The organism is Variovorax sp. IB41 (assembly GCF_016405905.1).
GTDB lineage: Bacteria > Pseudomonadota > Gammaproteobacteria > Burkholderiales > Burkholderiaceae_C > Variovorax.
Map to the genome: position 1 here is coordinate 575,548 of NZ_JAEFCB010000001.1, position 20,342 is coordinate 595,889.

Genomic DNA, 20,342 nt, shown 5'->3' on the forward strand with positions numbered 1-20,342 from the left:
TTCAGGAGCCGGCCACGCGGACGCGCTTGCCGTCCTTGTAGGTGAAGACGGTGAAGTCGGGCTTCTGCAGGTTGCCCTTGGCATCGAAGCTGATGGCGCCGGTCACGCCGTCGAACTTCACCTTGCGCATCGCCGGGAGGTACGCCTCGGGCTCGACCGAGTTGGCCGCGCGCATGCCGGCGGCCAGCGCCATCATGGCGTCGTAGAGGTACGGCGCATAGGTCAGCACCTCGACGCCGAAGCGCGCCTTGTAGCGCTGCTCGAACTCGGCGCCCTTGCTGGTCTTCTCGATCTCCTTGCCGCCGCGCGTGCAGTACAAAAGGTCGTCGACCGCGCCGCCGCTGATCTTGGCGACCTCGTTGGTGCACAGGCCGTCGGTGCCCAACAGCTTGGCCGTGATGCCCAGCTGCTTCATCTGCCGCGCGATGAGGCCGCCCTGCGCGTCCATGCCGCCGTAGAACACTACGTCGGGCTGCTTGGCCTTGATGCTGGTGAGGATGGCCATGAAGTCGGTCGCCTTGTCGCTGCCGAACTCCTGCGCGACGATGGTGCCGCCCAGCCCTTTCACGCCGCGCGTGAATACCTCGGCCGCGCCCTGGCCGTAGGCGGTGCGGTCGTCGATCACCGCGATCTTTTTCGCCTTGAGGTCCTTCACCGTGAAGTCGGCGATGGCCATGCCCACGTCGTCGTCGCTCGCCAGGATGCGAAAGACGTTGCTGTAGCCCTGCCTGGTGAAGGTCGGGTTGGTGGCGGTCGACACGTCGGGCAGGCCCGCGCGGCTGTAGACGGCCGAGGCCGGAATGGCGGCGCCCGAGTTGAAGTGGCCGAGCATTCCCTTCACGCCCATGTCGGCCAGCTTGTTGGCCACCACCATGGCCTGCTTGGGGTCGGCCTGGTCGTCTTCGGACTGCAGCACGAACTTGATCTTCTTGCCGCCGATGACAAGGCCCTGCTTGTTCAGGTCTTCGACCGCGAGGCGCGCGCCGTTGTCGTTGTCCTTGCCCCAGTGGGCCGCGCCCCCGGTGAGCGGGCCGGCGTGGCCGATGGTGACGGTCTGCTCGGCCTGCGCGAGCGCGGCGGTGGGCAGGCCAAGAACTAAGGCCAGTGCAATGCCCAGAACAGTGGACCGGGCAGTACAGCGGGTGCGCAAGACAATCATCGGAAGTCTCCTCATATCGTTGGCAGGGGTCGAGACGCAGAATAGGATCGCGGCGGCATGCGAAACAAACGCTAAATGCGCACAACGTTGTGCAGCGCCGGAAGGACCGAGGCAACGAAGGCGCCGGGCACGGCAGGTGCTTGCGCCATGCAGGACAGAAGAGACAACAGGCATTCGATGAGAAAAGACATTCCCAACCTGGGCGCGCTGCAGGCCTTCGAGGCCTCGGCGCGGCTGGGGAGCTTCACCCGCGCCGCCGCCGAGCTGGCGCTCACGCAGAGCGCGGTCGGGCGGCAGGTGGCGATGCTGGAGCAGCGGCTGGGCGTGCCGCTCTTCTCGCGCGTGCGCCGGCGCCTGACGCTCACCGACGTGGGGCGCGAGTACGCGGCGCGCATCCGCCGGCACCTGGACCAGATCCGCCGCGATACGCTGGAGATCAGCGCGGGCCACGACATGGGCTTCGTGCTGGAGCTGGCGGTGGTGCCTACGTTCGCCACGCAGTGGCTCATTCCGCGGCTGCCCGATTTCAGCCGGCTGCATCCGAACATCACGGTGAACCTGTCGGCGCGCTCGCAGCCCTTTTCGTTCCAGGAAAACGCGTACGACGCGGCCATCTATTTCGGCGACCAGTTCTGGCCCAACACGCGCGGCGGGCTGATCTTTTCAGAGGGCGAGATGGTGCCGATCTGCAGCCCCGCCTTTCGCGACGCCAACGGCCCGTGGGACGAAGCAGGCTTCGAGCGCTGCCGCCATGTGCACCTGAGCACGCGCGCGCATGCCTGGCGCGACTGGTATGCGCAGCAGGGCTGGGACTACACGGTGCATGCCTCGCGCGGCCCGCGCTACGAACTCTTCACGATGGTGGTGGCCGCGACGGCCGCGGGCATGGGCGTGGGCCTGGCGCCGCGCATCCTGATCGAGCACGAGCTGCGCACCGGTGAACTCGTGATCCCGGTGGACCGGCACCTCGACGTGCCGCAGGGCTACTACTTCGCGTACCCCGAAGGCCGGCCGGCCTCCGGGGCGCTCGAACACTTCAAGCAGTGGGTGCTCGGTTTGACGCCTGCCTAGACCCGGCTCGGCTTGCGCTCGAGAAAGCCCTGCTGGTGGCAGCACGCACAGGTCCGTGTCCAGGGGCGCTGGGTAACATCGGCCGGATGCAGATTGCGATTGAAAACCCCGGCCAGCCCGACGTCGTCCAGCTCATCGACGACCTCGATGCGTACCAGAAGCCGCTCTATCCGCCCGAGAGCCATTACGGCATCGACATCGCGACGCTGTCCGCCGCCAACGTGCTGTTTGCCGTGGCACGGGATGAGAGGGGCACGGCGATCGGCTGCGGGGCCATCGTCATGGAGCCCGGGTACGGCGAGCTCAAGCGGATGTACGTGCGGCCGCAGAACCGCGGACAGGGCGTTGCGGCCCAGGTGCTGGCCTTTCTCGAAGGCGAAGCGACGGCACGCGGCCGCACGATGTTCAGGCTGGAGACTGGCGTGAGCCAGCCCGAGGCGCTGTCGTTCTACGCGCGCTCGGGCTACGCGCGGCGCGAACGCTTCGGGCGGTACCCCGAAGACCCGCTGAGTGTTTTCATGCAGAAGGACGCGGGCTGAGGCCGGCGATGACGACGCACCCTGCAGCGCGCGGCGTGCGCCTACAAGCGGTGTTGCAAAACCCGACATGGCGCGAGCCCGCGAGCAAGCACGATGTCGCGTCGATGCGCTGGCCCCCGCCGTCCGGGCCGTCGATCTCACGGACCGCCCGGCCACGGCGCTCGTGAAACCCCCACACGGCCTGCCGAGAGATTCCATGCCAGACACGCTGCTGTTCGAGGATTCACGCTTGCCGAAATGGACGCCCGCCTCATCGCCCACCGCACCTCGCGTCGCAGGCGCGCAACCGGTGTCGGTGGAATGGGCGCTGTCGCACTGGTCCGCTGCGGCGCACGCACATCATCCGCGCCCCGATCTTTCGCTGCCATCACCGCCGCCGGTGCACGACTGCAACAGGCTGATCAACGCCGCAGTGCACGACATGCGCAACTCGCTCTCCGCCATCCGCCTGGGCATGGAGCTGCTCGCGCGCCGGGGCGACCCGCAGCAGCCCGATGCGGTGCTCGAGCATGTCGACCATGCCGCGAACCGCGCGATCGAACGGTCCGAAGAGCTCGCGGATGTGTGCCGGCTCGCGACAGGGAAGAACCTCGACATCGCGACCAAGCCGTTTTCGCTGCATGCGGTGATCCGGCAGGCGATCGATGCGCTCGCTGCCTCTGCCTCCTCCGCCACGCAGACCGTCTTCGAGCACGACCGGCTGGGCGACGGCGACTGCTGCGGCGATGCGGCTCGCATCGCGCAGTTCCTGACCCTGGCTCTCGAAGAGCTCGCGAGTTCGGGATGGCCGTCACGGGTGATCGTCGTGAGCGAAGTGGCCGGCGACCGGTTTCGCATCGCGCTCTGCGAAGGCGCCGCGACGGTAGAACGGCAAAGCGGCGACCGGCCTGATGCATTGCTCGCTCGCACGCGTCGGCACGTGCTGCTGCACGGCATCGCCGGCGCGCACCGGGGCCGCGTCGCGTTCGGCGACGCCCGCGGAGGCCGCCCGTCGATCGAGGGCAGTTTCCGCAGCGTCCGGCGCGGGCCGCCGGCTGGCGATTGAAGGCCGCGCCCTGCCCGCACCTTCCGCGCCTTCATCACGCCGCGGCCTGTGGGCCGGCCTCGCGCTGTGCGCCGCGCTCGCAGCGGGCGCGTGGGCGGTGATGACGGGCGCCGTCGAAATTCCCGAGCGCTTCAACCCCTGGGCGCCGCTGGACGTGATGGCCGAGCCCGACTGGCTCACGAACTTCAAGCTGGCCCGCGCCCGCCGCGAACCGACGCGCTGCCTCGCGGCGCTCGCGCGCACGGACATGAAGTACGACCAGCTGCCCGACCGCGTGACCGGCGAAGGCTGCGGCTTCGAGAACGCGGTGCTGCTGCGCTCGGCCGGCGTGCGCCTGGGCACGCCGCCTGCATTGAGTTGCCCGATGGCACTGTCCTTCTTCATGTGGGAGAAGCACGCGCTGCAGCCGGCCGCGAAGGCGCGCTTCGGCGAGCCGGTCGTGGCCATCGCGCATCTGGGCAGCTATGCGTGCCGCAACGTGAACCGCGGCGAAGGCGCAGTGCCGGGCGCGCCGCGCAGCAGGCATGCGACCGCCGATGCGTTCGACGTGGCCGGCCTGACGCTCGCCGGTGGGCAACGCATCACGGTGCGTCGGGATTGGACAGGCAATGGCGATCCGGCAGACCTGCTGCTGCGCGACGCGCACCGCGGGGCCTGCCGGTTCTTCGATGGGGTGCTGGGTCCCGACTACAACGCAGTGCACCGGGACCACTTTCATCTGGAGACGGGCGGCTATTCGATGTGCCGCTAACGCTGCGCTCTATGCGCCGGACGGGCTCGGCGCGAACACGCTCGGCGTCATGGCCGCGCGCATCGCCTGCACGGCCTTGTCTACTGACTCGATGCGGCGACTCAGTTCTTCGTTGACCACGCGCACCAATGCGCTGAGTTCATTGCGTGTCGGATTCAGTTCTTCGGCATCGCCCGGTTCCGGCGACACGATGAGCTTCTCGATGCACGCGTAGGCGCGATGCACTTCGCGAAGACTGTCGGTGTCCTCGCAGACTTGCAGCGCCAGTGCGTTGGGATCGGTATCGAGAAATGCGGCAGACGATGCCGTGCGGGAACAAGAGGTCCTGACCATGATTGGCTTCCTTGAAAAACGCGAGGGGTGCTTAGGGACGCCAATCCCATGCACGCCGTTGCTCGACGTGCGCGGGCAGTGTAGCTCTGGCTTTTCTTGGCGCGTGTTGCAGATTTCGCGTTTTCATCGACGACGCATTCCGGCCATATACGCGCGTCCGGACATGGCTCTTTCGCATGCGATGCCGACATCGCCAAGCCTCGGACAACAGCGAGCCCGGGAAAACACCTAGGCGGCGAACAGAAGCAACGGCGCATCTGAGCTTTCACAGGCGAACCATCGGGTCGCCGCCTCTTTTCGGATCCCTTCACCGCTGGCCCGCTACTTGCAACCTCGTTCAAAAATGACAGAAAATTTTCAGAATTGACTTATATTTGAAAACTGGTTTTCACAAAACGCACACTTTCAGGCTCCTCCGCACCATCCATGAGCACCCCCGTCGACACCCCAGGCACCACCGTGGCCCAGCGCATTGCGCAGGCGTTGCCGCGGCTGACGCGTTCGCACCGGCAGGTGGCCGACTACGTGCTGGAGCATCCGCTGCAGGTCGCCACGCTGCCGATCGATGAACTCGCCGCCGCGGCGGGCGTGTCGGTCGCCACGGCCAACCGCTTCGCGCGCGCGCTGGAATTCGACGGCTACGCCACCTTCCGCGCCGAGCTCGTGCGCGGCTTCGAGTCGCTGGTGGCGCCCGTAGAGCGCCTGCGCGGCAACCTGGAGCACCCGACCACGGTGGCCGAGGTGTTCGCGACCGCGCTGGACGAGAGCCGCCGCAACATCGAGGCCACGCGCCAGTCGCTCGACTACGCCGCCTGCGAGGCCGCGGTGCAGCGCATCGGCAAGGCGCGCTCGGTGTACATCGCGGGCTTCGGCGCGAGCGGCTGGCTCGCGGGCCTGTTGCAGCACGGGCTGGACAGCAGCTGCAGCGACGTGCGCCTGCTGCCGGGCGTGAGCGGCGTCACGCATGCGGCGCGCTCGCTGATGCATGCGGGCCCGAAGGACGTGTTCATCGGCCTCACTTTTCCGCGCTATCTCACCGACACCGTGCTGCTCGCGCAGATCGCGCGCGAACAAGGCTGCGGCGTGATCGCGCTCACCGACCGGCCGACCTCGCCGATGGCGCCGCTCGCCGACATCGCGCTCTACTGCCAGACCGAAACCAACTACCGCCCCAACTGCGAGACCAGCGTGCTCGCGCTGGTCGAGGCGCTCACCAGCGCCGTGGCGCTGCGGGCGCCCGACCCGGTGCAGTCCGCGCGCCGCACGCTGCAGGTGCTGCGGCCCTGGCTGCACGGCGCGAACGGGCTGCCGCGCATCGACGGCATTGCCGCGCGGACTGCCGGTGCCGCCGGCACCTCCAACGCCGCCGCGCTGAACGGCGCGGCCAAGAAAAAGAAGAAAGCTCCCCGATGAAGAACACGACACCCGTCATCGCCATCCACGGCGGTGCCGGCACCATCAGCGCCGCCACGACCAATGCGACACAGGCGCAGGCCTATCACGACGCGCTGCAGAACATCGTGCGCGCCGCGCAGGCGGCGCTGCTCAAGGGCGCGTCCGCGCTCGACGCCACCTGCCTCGCGGTCGAACTGCTCGAGGAGTGCCCGCTCTTCAACGCGGGCCATGGCGCCGTTTTCACGCACGAGGAAACCCACGAGCTCGATGCCGCCGTGATGGACGGCGCCACGCTCGCCGCCGGCGCCATCGCCGGCGTGTGCCATGTGCGCCGCCCGGTGCGCGCCGCGCGTGCCGTGCTCGAAGACGGCGCGCACGTGCTGCTGGCCGGCGCGGGCGCCGAAGCCTTCGCGCGCGACCACGGGCTCGAAATGGTCGAGCCCTTCTTCTTCTCGACCGAGGCGCGCCGCCAGCAGCTGTACCGCGTGCGCGACACCGGCCGCGTGGTCACCGACCACGAAGGCGCCGCGATGACGCCGCCGCTCGATGAAGACAAGAAGTTCGGCACCGTCGGCGCGGTCGCGCTCGACATGCACGGCCACCTCGCCGCCGCCACCTCGACCGGCGGCATGACCAACAAGCGCGTCGGCCGCATCGGCGATTCGCCGCTCATCGGTTCGGGCACCTATGCCGACGACCGCACGGCCGCCATCTCCTGCACCGGCAGCGGCGAAATGTTCATCCGCGTCGCGGCCGCCCACGACATCTGCGCGCGCATGGCCTACGGCGGCGCGACGCTCGAAGCGGCCACGCGCGCCGTGGTGCATGAGTCGCTGCCCGCCATCGGCGGCACCGGCGGGCTGATCGCCGTCGACCGCCACGGCAACCTGAGCCTCGCCTTCAACACCGAAGGCATGTACCGCGGCCACGCGCGCGGCGACGAAGCCCCGGTAACGGCCATCTTCGCAGCATGAAGCACACCCCCAGTCTTCGCGCACTTCGTGTCGCTTCGCCAACCCCCTTGCAGGGGGCAACACCTGCGGCCCGGCAAAGCCGGTTCCGCGGTGTTCCACGAAAAACCGCGACGCACGCTTGAGCAATCGAGCGCCACTGCCACCCTCCTTCGCACCGCCATGTCCTCCCCTGCCCTCAACCTGCCGGACGGCCGCGTTCTCGCCGTCGACGACCTCACCGTGCGCTTCTCGACCTCCGAGCGCACCGTCGATGCGGTCAAGCACCTCTCATTTCACGTCGACCATGGCGAAACGCTCGCGGTGGTGGGCGAATCGGGTTCGGGCAAGTCGGTCACCTCGCTGGCGCTGATGCGGCTGGTGGAGCACGGCGGCGGGCGCATCCTGGGCGGCAGCATGGCGTTTCGCCGCCGCAATGGCGAAGTGCTCGACCTCGCGCAGGCGCGCGACGGCACGATGCGCGGCATCCGCGGCGCGGACATCGCGATGATCTTCCAGGAGCCGATGACGTCGCTGAACCCGGTGTTCACCGCGGGCGAGCAGATCGCCGAAGCCATCCGCATCCACCAGGGCAAGAGCAACACGGCCGCGCGCGCCGAGGCGCTGCGCATGCTCGAACTCGTGCGCATTCCCGAAGCGCGCAACGTGCTCGACCGCTTTCCGCACCAGCTCTCGGGCGGCATGCGCCAGCGCGTGATGATCGCGATGGCGCTGTCGTGCAAGCCGCAACTGCTGATCGCCGACGAGCCCACCACCGCGCTGGACGTGACGATCCAGGCGCAGATCCTTCAGCTCATCCGCGAGCTGCAGAAGGAGATGCGCATGGGCGTGCTCTTCATCACGCACGACATGGGCGTGGTGGCCGAAATTGCCGACCGCGTGCTCGTGATGTACCGCGGCGACAAGGTCGAAGCGGGCGCCTCCGAAACCGTGTTCGCAGCGCCGCAGCACCCGTACACGAAGGCGCTGCTCTCGGCCGTGCCCAAGCTCGGCGCGATGCAGGGCACGGACCTGCCGGCCAAGTTCGAACTGCTGCGCGCCGAGGACAGCCCCGACACCGTTCCCTGCACCGACACCACGCCGCAGACCACCGTGCGCGAAGAGGCCGGCCCGATCCTGCGCGTGCGCGACCTCGTCACGCGCTTCGACGTGCGCAGCGGCATCTTCGGCCGCGTGAAGCGCCGCGTGCATGCGGTGGAGAAGATCAGCTTCGACCTGTACCCCGGCGAGACGCTGGCGCTGGTCGGCGAATCGGGCTGCGGCAAGTCGACCACCGGCCGCTCGCTGCTGCGCCTGGTCGAGAGCCAGAGCGGCGCGATCGAGTTCGGCGGGCAGAACATCCGCGAGCTCCCCACGCGCGAGCTGCAGGCGCTGCGCCGGAACATCCAGTTCATCTTCCAGGACCCGTTCGCTTCGCTCGATCCGCGCGTGACGGTGGGCTTCTCGATCATGGAGCCGCTGCTCATCCACAACATCGCCAAGGGCGCCGAGGCGCAGCAGCGCGTCGACTGGCTCTTGCAGAAGGTGGGCCTGCCGCCCGAGGTGGCGCAGCGCTATCCGCACGAGTTCTCGGGCGGGCAGCGCCAGCGCATCGCGATTGCGCGCGCGCTCGCGCTCAACCCGAAGGTGGTGGTGGCCGATGAATCGGTGTCGGCGCTGGACGTGTCGATCCAGGCGCAGATCGTCAACCTCATGCTCGACCTGCAGCGCGAGCTGGGCGTGGCGTTTCTCTTCATCTCGCACGACATGGCGGTGGTCGAGCGCATCAGCCACCGCGTGGCCGTGATGTACCTCGGCCAGATCGTGGAGATCGGCCCGCGCCGCGCGGTGTTCGAAGCACCGCAGCACGCCTACACCCGCAAGCTGATGGCCGCGGTGCCGGTGGCCGATCCGTCGCGCCGCCACAAGCCGCGCGCGCTGCTCGAAGGCGAGATCCCGAGCCCCATTCGCGCGGTGGGCGACGAGCCCGACGTGCCGCCGCTGGTGCAGGTTGCGCCGGGGCATTTCGTTGCACGCCACGCCATCGGCGGGGCCTTTTGATTTCTATGCCATCGGCGGCGCGTTCTGATTTCCTGAGTTTTCGAACCGTTTTTTTTACCCGCAGGCCCTCCTGCTTTTTTCCACGAACCGACTGGAGTTCTTCCATGAAGCAATCTTCTTCCTCCCTGCGATGGGCATCCGCACTGCTGGGCCTGGCGGCACTGGCTGCATCGGGCACGGCGCTCGCCGCCAAAGACGTGGTGCTGTCGATCGGCTACCAGCCCGAAACGCTGGACCCGTACAACACCAACACCACCATCACCACCGCGGTGACCAAGTCCTTCTATGAAGGCCTCTTCCAGTTCGACAAGGACCTGAAGGTGCAGAACGTGCTCGCCGAGAGCTACGACGTGTCGAAAGACGGCTTGGTCTACACCATCAAGCTGCGCAGCGGCGTCAAGTTCCACGACGGCACCGACTTCAACGCCGAAGCCGTGAAGTTCACGCTGGACCGCGTGCTGAACCAGGACAACAAGCTCCTGCGCTACAACCAGTTCAATCGCGTGAGCAAGGTCGAGGCACTGAACCCGACGACCGTGCGCATCACGCTGAAGGAGCCCTTCGGCCCCTTCATCAACTCGCTGGCCCACGCGTCGGCCGCGATGATTTCGCCCACCGCGCTCAAGAAGTGGGGCAACAAGGACATCGCCTTCCACCCCGTGGGCACGGGCCCCTTCGAATTCGTCGAGTGGAAGCAGACCGAAGCCGTCAAGGCCAAGAAGTTCGACGGCTACTGGAAGAAGGGCTTCCCCAAGATCGACAACCTGCAGTGGAAGCCGGTGCTGGAGAACAACACGCGCGCCGCGATGCTGCAGACCGGCGAAGCCGATTTCGCGTATCCCATTCCCTATGAGCAGGCCGAACTGCTGAAGAAGAGCGACAAGCTGGAAGTGGTGGCCTCGCCATCGATCATCACGCGCTTCCTCGCATTCAACATGCTGCAGAAGCCCTACGACAACCCGAAGGTGCGCGAAGCCATCGGCTACGCCATCAACAAGGAAGCGCTGTCCAAGGTCGCGTTCGGCGGCTATGCCTTCCCCGCGCAGGGCATCGTGCCGCAGGGCGTGAAGTACGCCGAGAAGATGGCCCCCATTCCCTATGACCTGAAGAAGGCCAAGGAGCTGATGAAGGAAGCCGGCTACCCGGACGGCTTCGAGTCGGTGCTGTGGAGCGCCTACAACAACACGACCAGCCAGAAGACGATCCAGTTCGTGCAGCAGCAGCTCGCGCAGATCGGCATCAAGCTGCAGGTGCAGGCGCTCGAAGTGGGCCAGCGCACCGAGCAGGTCGATGCATGGCCCGATCCGAAGACGGCCAAGGTCCGCATGTACTACACGGGCTGGTCGTCGTCGACCGGTGAAGCCGACTGGGGCCTGCGTCCGCTGTTCGCCTCGGAAGCCTGGGCGCCCAAGCTGAACAACATGTCGTTCTACAAGAGCGAGGTGGTGGACAACGCGCTGGCCAAGGCCCTCGTGACGGTCGACGAAAAGGAAAGAACCGCGCTCTACAAGACCGCGCAGGACGAGATCCGCAAGGACCTGCCGCGCGTGCCGATGGTCACGGAACAGAACCTGTCGGCGCACGCCAAGCGCCTCTCGGGCGTGTTCGTGATGCCTGACGGCAACATCAACATCGACGCCGTCGCGGTGTCGAACTGATCGCGGCTTCTTCGTTTCCTGACTGACTGTCCGGCGGGCGGTGGCACTGTGCCATCGCTCGCACGCGACACCTGCACCCCATGCTGAATTACTTCCTCAAACGCCTGCTGGGCCTGATCCCGACGCTGCTCATCGTGGCCGTGCTGGTGTTCCTGTTCGTCCACATGCTGCCCGGCGATCCGGCGCGCCTGGCCGCCGGCCAGGAGGCCGACGAGCAGACCGTGGCCATGGTCCGCGCCGAGCTCGGCCTCGACAAGCCGCTGCCGCAGCAGTTCGTGAGCTTCTTCACCCACATGCTGCAGGGCGACTTCGGCACCTCGATCCGCACGCGGCGGCCGGTGTCGGTGGAGATCGGCGAGCGCTTTTTCCCGACGGTGATGCTGACCATCACCAGCATGGTGTGGGCGGTGATCTTCGGCATGGGCATCGGCATCGTCTCGGCCGTGTACCGCAACAAATGGCCGGACCGGCTGGGCATGACGCTCGCCGTGTCGGGCATCTCCTTTCCCGCATTTGCATTGGGCATGCTGCTGATGCAGATCTTCTCGGTGCAACTGGGCTGGCTCCCCACCGTGGGCGCCGCGACCTGGAAGCACTACATCCTGCCCTCGGTCACGCTCGGTGCCGCCGTGGCGGCCGTGATGGCGCGATTCACGCGCGCCTCGTTCGTCGAGGTGATCCAGGAAGACTTCGTGCGCACCGCGCGCGCCAAGGGCGTGCACGAATCCCGGGTGATCTTCAAGCACACGCTGCGCAACGCGCTGATCCCCGTGGTGACGATGATGGGCCTGCAGTTCGGCTTTCTGCTGGGCGGCTCCATTCTTGTGGAGGCGGTGTTCAACTGGCCCGGCCTCGGCCGCCTGCTGGTCGATGCCGTGCAGATGCGCGACTACCCCGTCATCCAGACGCTGGTGCTGCTGTTCTCGCTCGAATTCATTTTGATCAACCTCGTGGTCGATGTGCTCTATGGCTACATCAACCCGACCATCCGCTACAAGTGAGCAAGCAGCCATGACGCAAGCTTCCGGCGTGCCTGCCGAAACCCTCATTCCAACGACACCGGTCGCGGCCGTCCAGATCGCGGGCAAGGTCCGCACGCCCTGGGGCGAATGCTGGCGCCGCTTCAAGAAGCAGCCCGTGGGCATCGTGGCCGCGGTCTTCGTGCTGCTGCTGGTGTTCGTCGCGGTGTTCGCGCCGTGGATCGTGCCCTTCGATCCCGAGAACTTCTTCGACTACGACATGCTGAACAGCGGCCCCTCGGCCAGGCACTGGTTCGGCGTCGATCCGCTGGGCCGCGACATCTTCAGCCGCATCCTGGCGGGCGCGCGCATCTCGCTGATGGCGGGCTTTCTGTCGGTGCTGGTGGGTGGCTTCATCGGCACGGCCTTCGGTCTGCTGGCGGGCTACTACGAGGGCTGGTGGGACCGCATCGTGATGCGCATCTCCGACGTGCTGTTCGCCTTTCCGGGCATCCTGCTCGCGCTGGGCGTGGTCGCCATCCTGGGCAGCAGCATGACCAACGTGGTGGTGGCCGTGTCGGTGTTCAGCGTGCCGGCGTTCGCGCGGCTCGTGCGCGGCAACACCCTGGTGCTCAAGCAACAGACCTACATCGAGGCCGAGCGCAGCATCGGCGCGTCGGACTGGACCATCATCGTGCGGCACATCCTGCCGGGCACGATCTCCTCGATCGTCGTGTACTTCTCGATGCGCGTGGGCACCTCGATCATCACGGCCGCGAGCCTTTCGTTCCTCGGCATGGGCGCGCAGCCGCCGACGCCCGAGTGGGGCGCGATGCTCAGCGAGGCGCGCGCGGACATGGTGACCTCGCCGCACGTGGCGCTGTTCCCGAGCCTGGCCATCTTCTTCACGGTGCTCGCCTTCAACCTGCTGGGCGATGCCCTGCGCGATGCGCTCGATCCGAAGATCGACCGCGAGTAACTCCATCCGTCTTTCTTCTTCATGGCATCGACGAACACCCTGCCCTACATCGGCACCTTGCTCCAGGGCGCGCGCAACGCCATCACCGACGTCCAGGGCGTCACGGTCGGCCACCGGACGCTGGACGACGGCGCGGTGCAGACCGGCGTGACGGTTATCCGCCCGCACGCGGGCGATGCGTTCCGCGACAAGGTGCCCGCCGCCGCCGTGGTGCTCAACGGCTTCGGCAAGAGCGTGGGGCTGGTGCAACTCGCTGAGCTCGGCGTGCTGGAGACGCCCATCGCGCTGACCAACACCTTCTCGGTCGGCACGGTGGCGACGGCGCAGATCCGGCATTGCATCGCGAGCAATTCCGAGAGCGGCCGGTCGCTGCCCACGGTGAATCCGCTGGTCTTCGAGTGCAACGACGGCTTTCTCAACGACATCCAGCGGCTGGCGGTCACCGAGGCCGATTACCTGCAGGCGCTCGATGCCGCCGCATCCGAATTCGCGCAGGGCTCGGTCGGCGCGGGGCGCGGCATGTCGAGTTTTCAGCTGAAGGGCGGCATCGGCAGCGCCTCGCGCCGCGTGTCGTCGCCCTGCGGCGAGGTGCACACGGTGGGCGCGCTGGTGCTCGCGAACTACGGGCGCCAGCCGCAGCTGGTGCTGGCCGGCCACGCGGTCGGCGAACGGCTGGCCGCGCAGCAGTGCACGGCCGAATGCAAGGAGCCCGAGAAGGGCTCGATCATCATCGTGGTCGCCACCGATGCGCCGCTCGATGCGCGCCAGCTGCGGCGCCTGGCGCTGCGCGCGGGCGCGGGCCTCGCGCGCACCGGCTCGGTCTTCGGCCACGGCAGCGGCGACATCGTGCTGGCCTTCTCGACCGCCTACACCGTGCCCGACCGCGTCGACCGCCCGATGCCGACCATCGCGATGGTGCACGACGGCCTGCTCGACGGCCTCTTCCAGGCCGCGGCCGACAGCACCGAGCAGGCGATCCTTCACGCGCTCTGGCGCGCGACGGCCGTGACGGGCCGCGACGGCAACCACCGGGCAGCGCTTTCCGAGGTGCTGCCGCACTCTTCCCTTTTCTCTTCCGCGGAGGCGCACGCCCACCCATGAAAGTCCTGATCTCCACCGACATCGAAGGCGTTGCGGGCGTCTATCACCACGAACAGGCACGCCAGGGCAACCCCGAGTACGAACGCGCGCGCCTCTTGATGGCGCACGAGGCCAACGCGGCCATCGCCGGCGCCTTCGACGCGGGCGCCACCGAAGTGCTGGTGAACGACTCGCACGGCGGTTTCCGCAACATGCCGCCCGACGTGCTCGATGCGCGCGCCCGCGTCGTGCAGGGCAAGCCGCGCTACCTGAGCATGGTGGCCGGCGTGGAAGAAGACGGCGTGGAAGCGCTGTGCATGGTCGGCTACCACTCGCGCGCGCAGGGCCGCGGCATCCTCGCGCACACGATCAACAGCTTTGCCTTTGCCAGCATCCGATTGAATGAGCAAGAGCTGGGCGAGGCAGGCCTCTATGGGGCGCTCGCGGGGGAATACGGCGTGCCCGTGGTGATGGGCAGCGGCGACGATGCATTCATCGCCGAGAACCGCGCGCTCTTTCCGCATGCGACCTTCGTGGAGACCAAGAAGGCGACCGGCTTCAACAGCGGCGTGTCGCTCTCGCCGGAGCAGTCGCGCAAGGCGATCCGTGCCGGCGTGGCCGAGGCGCTGGCTGCGCGTGGCAACGCGAAGCCGCTGGTCTTCGAGGGGCCGCAGGTGGTCACGCTGCGCACCCAGTCGCCCATGATGGCCGACCTGTTCTGCCAGTGGCCCAGCTTCGAGCGCGTCGACGGCGTCACGCTGCGCTTCAGCGCGGACACGGTCGAGGCGGCCGTGCGCATGCTCAACTGCTGCTCGGCCATGTCGTCGATGCTGCGCTGACGAAGGCTCACTGTTCAGCGGTGTTCGCTCGGGCCGCCGTTCGCCGCCAGTCCGCCGGCGAAATGCCCATGCGTTTCTTGAAGGCCAGCCTGAACGCTCCGACGGATTGATAGCCCACTTTCTCGGCGACCGCCTCGGTCGATGACGAAGGGTTCTGCAATTCGTTGATCGCCAGGCCGATGCGGATGTCGGTCAGGAGATCGCTCGCCGAGCGCCCCACCCGGTCCTGGAAGTGCCGCGCCATGGTGGCCCGGGACATGTGGCACAGCCGTGCGAGTTCGGGCAGCGTCCATGGATGCGCGGGGTCGTCGAGCATCGCCGCCAGCGCGGGCGCGAGGCGCGGGTGGCCTGCCAATGCCAGCAGGCCGACCGGCGCGTCTTCCGATTCGCCGGCCAGGCGCAGCGCGACGGTGAAGAGCGCCGCCGACAGCGCGTTCAGCATCGCGAGTCCGCCCAAGGCATCGGCCGTGGACTCGGTGCGCATCATTTCCACGAGGCGCGTGACCTGCGCATGCGTCGCGCGCTGCGCCTCGGCCGTATCCGCGGCGCCCCGTATGACGAGCGTGGAAGGCAGGTAGCCGCGCACCAGCCGTTCGTGCTGGGGGGCCAGCACGAACCGCCCGCACAGCATGTCCAGGCGCTCGCCGCGCCCCGAGTTCTCGCTCACGACCACGCTGAGGTTTTCGCGTTTCTTCACCCGTCCCGGCCTGGCGCCGCTGCCGTCGTGCAGCACGTGGGCGCTGCCGTGCGTCATCAACACGATGTCGCCGGCCGACAGTTCGTGGGGCGTGCCGCCGTCCGCGCTTTCGATCAAAGCGCTGCCGCTGAGGACCACGTGATAGGGCATCTCGCCTGCCGGCGAAGGCTCGTAGACGATGCGCCAGGGTGCGCCGTACAGGCACCGGAGTTCCAGCCGGCCGCTGACCGGGATCATGCCGAGGAAGCGACTGAGCCAATCCATGAGAGAGATCCTTGGAGATTTCGTGTTGAGACGATTCGATAGTTTATTGACGGTATTAAGCCTTATCAAGCTCATTTCAGAGCCATACAGTCAAGGCTTCTCAACAACGTTTCTCCCAAGGAGTTTCACCATGACCCGCATCGCCACCCCCGCCATCGACACCGCCACCGGCGCCACCGCCGAGGTCTACGCACAGATCAAGAAGGCCGCCGGCAGCGTGCCCAACACCTTCGCCACCATCGGCGCGCACGGCCCCGCCGCGTTGAAGGCCGTGCTGCAAGCCGACGGCGCGCTCGCCGGCGGTTCGCTGAGCAAGCAGGACCAGGAAACCATCAAGCTGACCGTCAGCAAGGTCGCCGGTTGCGACTACTGCGTTGCCGCGCACAGCCTGCTGGGCAAGTTCACGGGCCTGTCGCAGGACGTGCTCAAGGCCATCCGCGACGGACAGCCCACCGGCGACGCCAAGCGCGATGCGCTCGTGCATTTCGTGAGCAAGCTGGTGCGCACCAGCGGCACGGTCAGCCAGGGCGAATTCGATGCGATCAAGGCGGCCGGCTACACCGACACGCAACTGGTGGACATCAGCCTGGCCATCGCGGTGACGGTGTTCACGAACGTGTTCAACCGCATCAACGACACCGCGGTGGACTTCCCCGCGGTGGCGTGAACAGCGCACGCACCCCGAAGAGATCGCCATGACGAACACGGCCGTTGAAATCGATGCGTTCATTGCCGGCCTGCGGGCTTCGGGCCTGCAAGAGCGGGCCCTGCGCGAAGGAAGCAAGGCGCCCGACGTCACCCTGCCCGATGCGCTCGGGCGCCCGGTTCGTCTGGGCGACCTGTGGAAGGACGGCCCGCTGGTGGTGTCGTTTTACCGCGGCGGTTGGTGCCCGTACTGCAACACCGAGCTGCGCGCGCTGCAGGAGCGGCTGGGCGAGCTGCACGGGCTCGGGGCGAAGCTGGTGGCGATTTCTCCGCAGACGCCGGACCACTCGATGAGCACGTCGCGCAAGAACGCCCTGGCCTTTCCTGTGCTGAGCGACTCGGACCTGGAGGCTGCGCATGGGTTCGGCATCGGCACGACGCTGGCGCCGGAACTTGTCGATCTGTACGGCGCGGGCGGGGTCAACCTGCCGGTGCTCAATGGCAATGGGCAGTGGGTGCTGCCGGTGCCGGCGACGTTCGTGATCGATGAAGCGGGCGTGATCCGGTTTGCGCATGTGGATGTGGATTACCGGGAGCGGGCGGATCTGGACGAAGTGGTTGCGGCGATCGGGCGTGCTCGGCTCGCTGAGGTCGCTTGAACCTGGCGATGCTGCGCTGAGGTGGCCTTTCTTTCTCTTTGCTGAGGGCGGAGGCCGGGTCTCGCCCCGGCGGGCGACTTACTTTCTTTTGCTTCGCCAAAAGAACGTAAGCAAAGAAAAGGCGACCCTGCTGTCTGCGACCCTTCGCTTCGCTGCGGGCAACCTGCGGTGCTCGCGTTTCGCGGGGTCTCGCCGAACTCGCTGCGCTCAAACAACGGCGAGCCCTTGTCCGCGAAACGCTCCGCTCCTCGGCGCAGACAGAAGGGGTTGGGGGACCAGACACGCCATCGCTGCGCTCGGCGCTCCTTCGGGCCTTTGCTTCGCTCGGCTTGGATTGGCTCCCTCCCTTCCGGGGAAGGGTTGGGGTGGGGGCACGCGGCGCTCGTCGATGCCCTGTCGTGTAGCGAGCGCCGTCGTGCCCCCATCCCAGCCTTCCCCCAGAGGGGGAAGGAGCAATGCATCAAGGCCCTGTGTTGCAGGTCTTGTCTTTCTCCCTCCCCCCCTGGGGGAGGGTCGGGGTGGGGGCACGGAGGCCGAGCGAAGCGATGGCCCGACCCCAAGCCGAGCGAAGCGATGGCCTGTTCGGTATCCACCCCCCTCTGGCTGCGCCGAGGAGCGCAGCGTTTCGCGGATCAGGGCTCGCCGCTGTCTGAGCGAAGCGAGTTCGGCGAGACCCCGCGAAACGCGAGCACCGCAGGGTGCCCGTAGCGCAGCGAAGGGTCGCAGACAGTGGGGTCGCCTTTCTTTTGCCTACCTTTCTTTGGCGAAGCAAAGAAAAGTAGGTCGCCCGCCGGGGCGAGACCCGGCCTCGGAACTCAAAAAAACAAACGCCTTAAAAGAACCCTGAGCCCAACCCCCATCCCACAGATTCCTAAAATCTCAGCCTCGGAAAACCGGTTTCCGACCTGCCGCCCTTATCCGGAATAAGCATTCAACCGCCCGCAAACCCGCATGGATACTGGTGAATAAGCTTATCCGCATAAAGCGTGAACCAAAAAATAGTTTGTTTCCATAAGGCCCGCTTTCAGAATCCTGGCTTCTTGCTGGGGCGCTGGACGCACTGCACTTTCAAGACATAACGCACGATGTACCAATACACAGAATTCGATCGCCAGTTCGTTCACCAACGCGCTGCCCAGTTCAGAGACCAGCTCGAGCGCTGGCAAAAGGGGCGCCTGCACGAGGACGAGTTCCGCCCGCTGCGGCTGCAGAACGGCTGGTACGTCCAGCGCTACGCGCCGATGCTGCGCGTGGCCGTGCCCTACGGCGAGCTCTCCAGCCGCCAGCTGCGCGTGCTCGCCAAGATCGCCCGCGAATACGACGAGCCCGAGGCCGAGGTCTACCGCAAGGCCATCGAGACGCAGGGCCTGCTCGGCAGTCACAAGCTCCCGACCCACTACGCCCACTTCTCGACGCGCCAGAACGTCCAGTACAACTGGATTCCGCTGGCCAAGTCGGCCGACGTGATGGACCTGCTGGCTTCGGTCGACATGCACGGCATCCAGACCAGCGGCAACTGCATCCGCAACATCACGAGCGACGAGCGCGCCGGCATTGCAGTCGATGAAATCGCCGACCCGCGTCCGTTCGCGGAAATCATGCGCCAGTGGAGCACGCTGCACCCCGAGTTCGCCTTCCTGCCGCGCAAGTTCAAGATCGCCATCACCGGCGCCACCGAAGACCGCGCGGCCACCGGCTGGCACGACGTGGGCCTGCACGTGGTGAAGAACGAAGCGGGAGACATCGGCTTTCGCGTGCAGGTGGGCGGCGGCATGGGCCGCACGCCGATCATCGGCACGGTGCTGCGCGAGTTCCTGCCGTGGCAGCAGATCATGAATTACCTCGAAGCGGTGATCCGTGTCTACAACCGCTATGGCCGCCGCGACAACATCTACAAGGCGCGCATCAAGATCCTGGTGAAGGCCGAGGGCCAGCGCTACATCGACGACGTCGAGGCCGAGTACAAGCAGATCCTGGAACACGACGGCGCGCCGCACACCATCACGCAGGAAGAGTACGACCGCGTGGCCGCCTCCTTCGTGCCGCCGACGCTGGCCACCCGCGTGCTGCAGAGCGCCGAGAAGACCGACGCCGAGCTGCGCACGCAGGCCGCCGACGATGTGATGTTCGCCCGCTGGCTCGCCCGCAACGTGGCGCCGCACAAGAACCCAGCGCTGCGCGCCGTCACGCTGTCGTTCAAGCGCCTGAAGCAGGCGCCCGGCGATGCATCGGCCGACCAGCTCGATACGCTCGCGCAACTGGCCGACCGCTTCTCGGCCGGCGAAGCCCGCGTGACGCACGACCAGAACGTGGTGCTGCCCTGGGTGCATGCCGAAGACCTGCATGCGCTGTGGCTCGCCGCCCGCGCCGCCGGCTTGGCGAGCGCCAACGTGCACCTCCTGACCGACATGATCGCCTGCCCCGGCGGCGACTTCTGCGCGCTGGCCAATGCGCGCTCCATCCCGATCGCCGAAGCCATCACCGAGCGTTACCAGGACCTGGACGAGCTCGACGACCTGGGCGAGATCGACCTGCACATCAGCGGCTGCATCAACTCGTGCGGCCACCACCACAGCGGCCACATCGGCATCCTGGGCGTCGACAAGGACGGCAAGGAGTGGTACCAGGTCACCCTGGGCGGCTCCGACGGTTCCGCGCTCAGCGGCACGCCGCAGGCCGGCAAGGCGGTCGGCCCCTCGTTCTCGGCGGCCGAAGTGCCGGGCGTGATCGAGGCCGTGCTCACCACCTACCGCGACACCCGCGAAGGCGGCGAGACCTTCATCGACACGCTGCGCCGCGTGGGCCACGACCCGTTCAAGGCCGCGGCCAACGGTGCGCGATTCAAGGTGGAGGAAGCGGCATGAACAAGACGCTCAACATCCTGTCCGCCGAAGAGCACATCGACGACGGCGACCCGCGCGTCTTGCAGCTTGCCAACGATGCCGACCCGCTCGCCATCGAGGTGTGCCTGGCCGACATCGAGCGCATCGACCTGAACTTTCCGAAGTTCACCGACGGCCGCGCGTACAGCCAGGCCTTCCTGCTGCGCCGGCGCCTCGGTTTCACGGGCGACATCCGCGCCACGGGCGATGTGCTGATCGACCAACTGGTGCAGATGGAACGCACCGGCTTCTCCAGCGCCGTGCTGAAGGAAGGCGTGGACGCCTCCGACGCGCAGCGCCAGTTCGACCGCTTCAACGCTTTCTACCAAGGCGATGCGGTGAAGACCGCGCCGCATTTCGTGGCCGGCAGCTGAGC

General features: G+C 67.2%; 19 protein-coding genes. 16 read left to right on the top strand and 3 right to left on the bottom strand.

Going from position 1 to position 20,342, the window contains the following annotated elements:
• Nucleotide 1: 1 nt before the first annotated feature.
• On the bottom strand, nt 2-1,159 hold the full coding sequence (locus JC881_RS02745) for a branched-chain amino acid ABC transporter substrate-binding protein (protein WP_198784171.1): 1,158 nt from the start codon (nt 1,157-1,159) through the stop codon (nt 2-4).
• Between the two features lie 177 nt (nt 1,160-1,336).
• Between JC881_RS02745 and JC881_RS02750 the strand changes: the two genes are divergently transcribed.
• The 4 genes from JC881_RS02750 to JC881_RS02765 all read left to right on the top strand — a co-directional run bounded on the left by JC881_RS02750 (nt 1,337) and on the right by JC881_RS02765 (nt 4,565).
• Nucleotides 1,337-2,230 carry a LysR substrate-binding domain-containing protein gene (locus tag JC881_RS02750; protein WP_093432232.1) on the top strand — a complete coding sequence of 298 codons (894 nt, stop codon included), beginning with the start codon at nt 1,337-1,339 and terminating at the stop codon, nt 2,228-2,230.
• Nucleotides 2,231-2,316: 86 nt separating this feature from the next.
• The gene (locus JC881_RS02755) at nt 2,317-2,769 is read left to right on the top strand and encodes a GNAT family N-acetyltransferase (RefSeq protein ID WP_198784172.1); all 453 of its coding nucleotides are present in this window, start codon (nt 2,317-2,319) and stop codon (nt 2,767-2,769) included.
• A 196-nt stretch (nt 2,770-2,965) separates the two neighbouring features.
• Complete coding sequence (locus JC881_RS02760) at nt 2,966-3,814, top strand: HAMP domain-containing histidine kinase (protein WP_198784173.1); 849 nt, start codon at nt 2,966-2,968, stop codon at nt 3,812-3,814.
• Nucleotides 3,815-3,914: 100 nt separating this feature from the next.
• Nucleotides 3,915-4,565, top strand: a complete 651-nt coding sequence (locus JC881_RS02765; protein ID WP_233101494.1) for an extensin-like domain-containing protein — start codon at nt 3,915-3,917, stop codon at nt 4,563-4,565.
• A gap of 9 nt (nt 4,566-4,574) precedes the next feature.
• Here JC881_RS02765 and JC881_RS02770 read toward each other — a convergent pair whose 3' ends face one another.
• The gene (locus JC881_RS02770) at nt 4,575-4,898 is read right to left on the bottom strand and encodes a hypothetical protein (protein WP_233101495.1); all 324 of its coding nucleotides are present in this window, start codon (nt 4,896-4,898) and stop codon (nt 4,575-4,577) included.
• Nucleotides 4,899-5,324: 426 nt separating this feature from the next.
• On the opposite strand from JC881_RS02770, the gene JC881_RS02775 reads away from it, so the two are divergent.
• From JC881_RS02775 to JC881_RS02810, 8 genes are all read left to right on the top strand, one after another.
• A complete protein-coding gene (locus tag JC881_RS02775) occupies nt 5,325-6,311 on the top strand; it encodes a MurR/RpiR family transcriptional regulator (RefSeq protein ID WP_198784174.1) in 987 nt (328 codons plus the stop codon).
• Nucleotides 6,308-7,267 carry an isoaspartyl peptidase/L-asparaginase family protein gene (locus JC881_RS02780; protein ID WP_198784175.1) on the top strand — a complete coding sequence of 320 codons (960 nt, stop codon included), beginning with the start codon at nt 6,308-6,310 and terminating at the stop codon, nt 7,265-7,267. Before JC881_RS02775 ends, JC881_RS02780 begins: the two co-directional genes overlap by 4 nt.
• Before the next feature lie 159 nt (nt 7,268-7,426).
• Complete coding sequence (locus JC881_RS02785; protein ID WP_198784176.1) at nt 7,427-9,304, top strand: dipeptide ABC transporter ATP-binding protein; 1,878 nt, start codon at nt 7,427-7,429, stop codon at nt 9,302-9,304.
• A gap of 104 nt (nt 9,305-9,408) precedes the next feature.
• Nucleotides 9,409-10,962 (top strand): glutathione ABC transporter substrate-binding protein GsiB, encoded by a 1,554-nt coding sequence (gene gsiB, locus JC881_RS02790; RefSeq protein WP_198784177.1) that lies wholly within the window; start codon nt 9,409-9,411, stop codon nt 10,960-10,962.
• Nucleotides 10,963-11,042: 80 nt separating this feature from the next.
• Complete coding sequence (gsiC, locus tag JC881_RS02795) at nt 11,043-11,963, top strand: glutathione ABC transporter permease GsiC (RefSeq protein ID WP_198784178.1); 921 nt, start codon at nt 11,043-11,045, stop codon at nt 11,961-11,963.
• 10 nt (nt 11,964-11,973) lie between these two features.
• Nucleotides 11,974-12,900, top strand: coding sequence for a glutathione ABC transporter permease GsiD (gsiD, locus tag JC881_RS02800; protein WP_198784179.1), 927 nt, complete (start codon nt 11,974-11,976; stop codon nt 12,898-12,900).
• Between the two features lie 21 nt (nt 12,901-12,921).
• Nucleotides 12,922-14,001: a DmpA family aminopeptidase gene (locus JC881_RS02805; RefSeq protein WP_198784180.1), complete on the top strand. Its 1,080-nt coding sequence runs from the start codon at nt 12,922-12,924 to the stop codon at nt 13,999-14,001.
• The gene (locus JC881_RS02810; RefSeq protein ID WP_198784181.1) at nt 13,998-14,819 is read left to right on the top strand and encodes a M55 family metallopeptidase; all 822 of its coding nucleotides are present in this window, start codon (nt 13,998-14,000) and stop codon (nt 14,817-14,819) included. Before JC881_RS02805 ends, JC881_RS02810 begins: the two co-directional genes overlap by 4 nt.
• Nucleotides 14,820-14,826: 7 nt before the next feature.
• Here the strand turns inward: JC881_RS02810 and JC881_RS02815 are convergent, their stop codons facing one another.
• A complete protein-coding gene (locus JC881_RS02815) occupies nt 14,827-15,789 on the bottom strand; it encodes a cupin domain-containing protein (RefSeq protein ID WP_198784877.1) in 963 nt (320 codons plus the stop codon).
• Nucleotides 15,790-15,910: 121 nt separating this feature from the next.
• Between JC881_RS02815 and JC881_RS02820 the strand changes: the two genes are divergently transcribed.
• The 4 genes from JC881_RS02820 to JC881_RS02835 all read left to right on the top strand — a co-directional run bounded on the left by JC881_RS02820 (nt 15,911) and on the right by JC881_RS02835 (nt 20,340).
• Nucleotides 15,911-16,447, top strand: coding sequence for a carboxymuconolactone decarboxylase family protein (locus JC881_RS02820; protein WP_198784182.1), 537 nt, complete (start codon nt 15,911-15,913; stop codon nt 16,445-16,447).
• Nucleotides 16,448-16,475: 28 nt separating this feature from the next.
• The gene (locus JC881_RS02825) at nt 16,476-17,084 is read left to right on the top strand and encodes a peroxiredoxin-like family protein (RefSeq protein WP_198784183.1); all 609 of its coding nucleotides are present in this window, start codon (nt 16,476-16,478) and stop codon (nt 17,082-17,084) included.
• Between the two features lie 1,085 nt (nt 17,085-18,169).
• Nucleotides 18,170-19,948 (top strand): nitrite/sulfite reductase, encoded by a 1,779-nt coding sequence (locus JC881_RS02830; protein WP_198784184.1) that lies wholly within the window; start codon nt 18,170-18,172, stop codon nt 19,946-19,948.
• Nucleotides 19,945-20,340 (top strand): DUF934 domain-containing protein, encoded by a 396-nt coding sequence (locus JC881_RS02835; protein WP_198784185.1) that lies wholly within the window; start codon nt 19,945-19,947, stop codon nt 20,338-20,340. The genes JC881_RS02830 and JC881_RS02835 overlap by 4 nt, the downstream gene beginning before the upstream one ends.
• Nucleotides 20,341-20,342 lie beyond the last annotated feature (2 nt).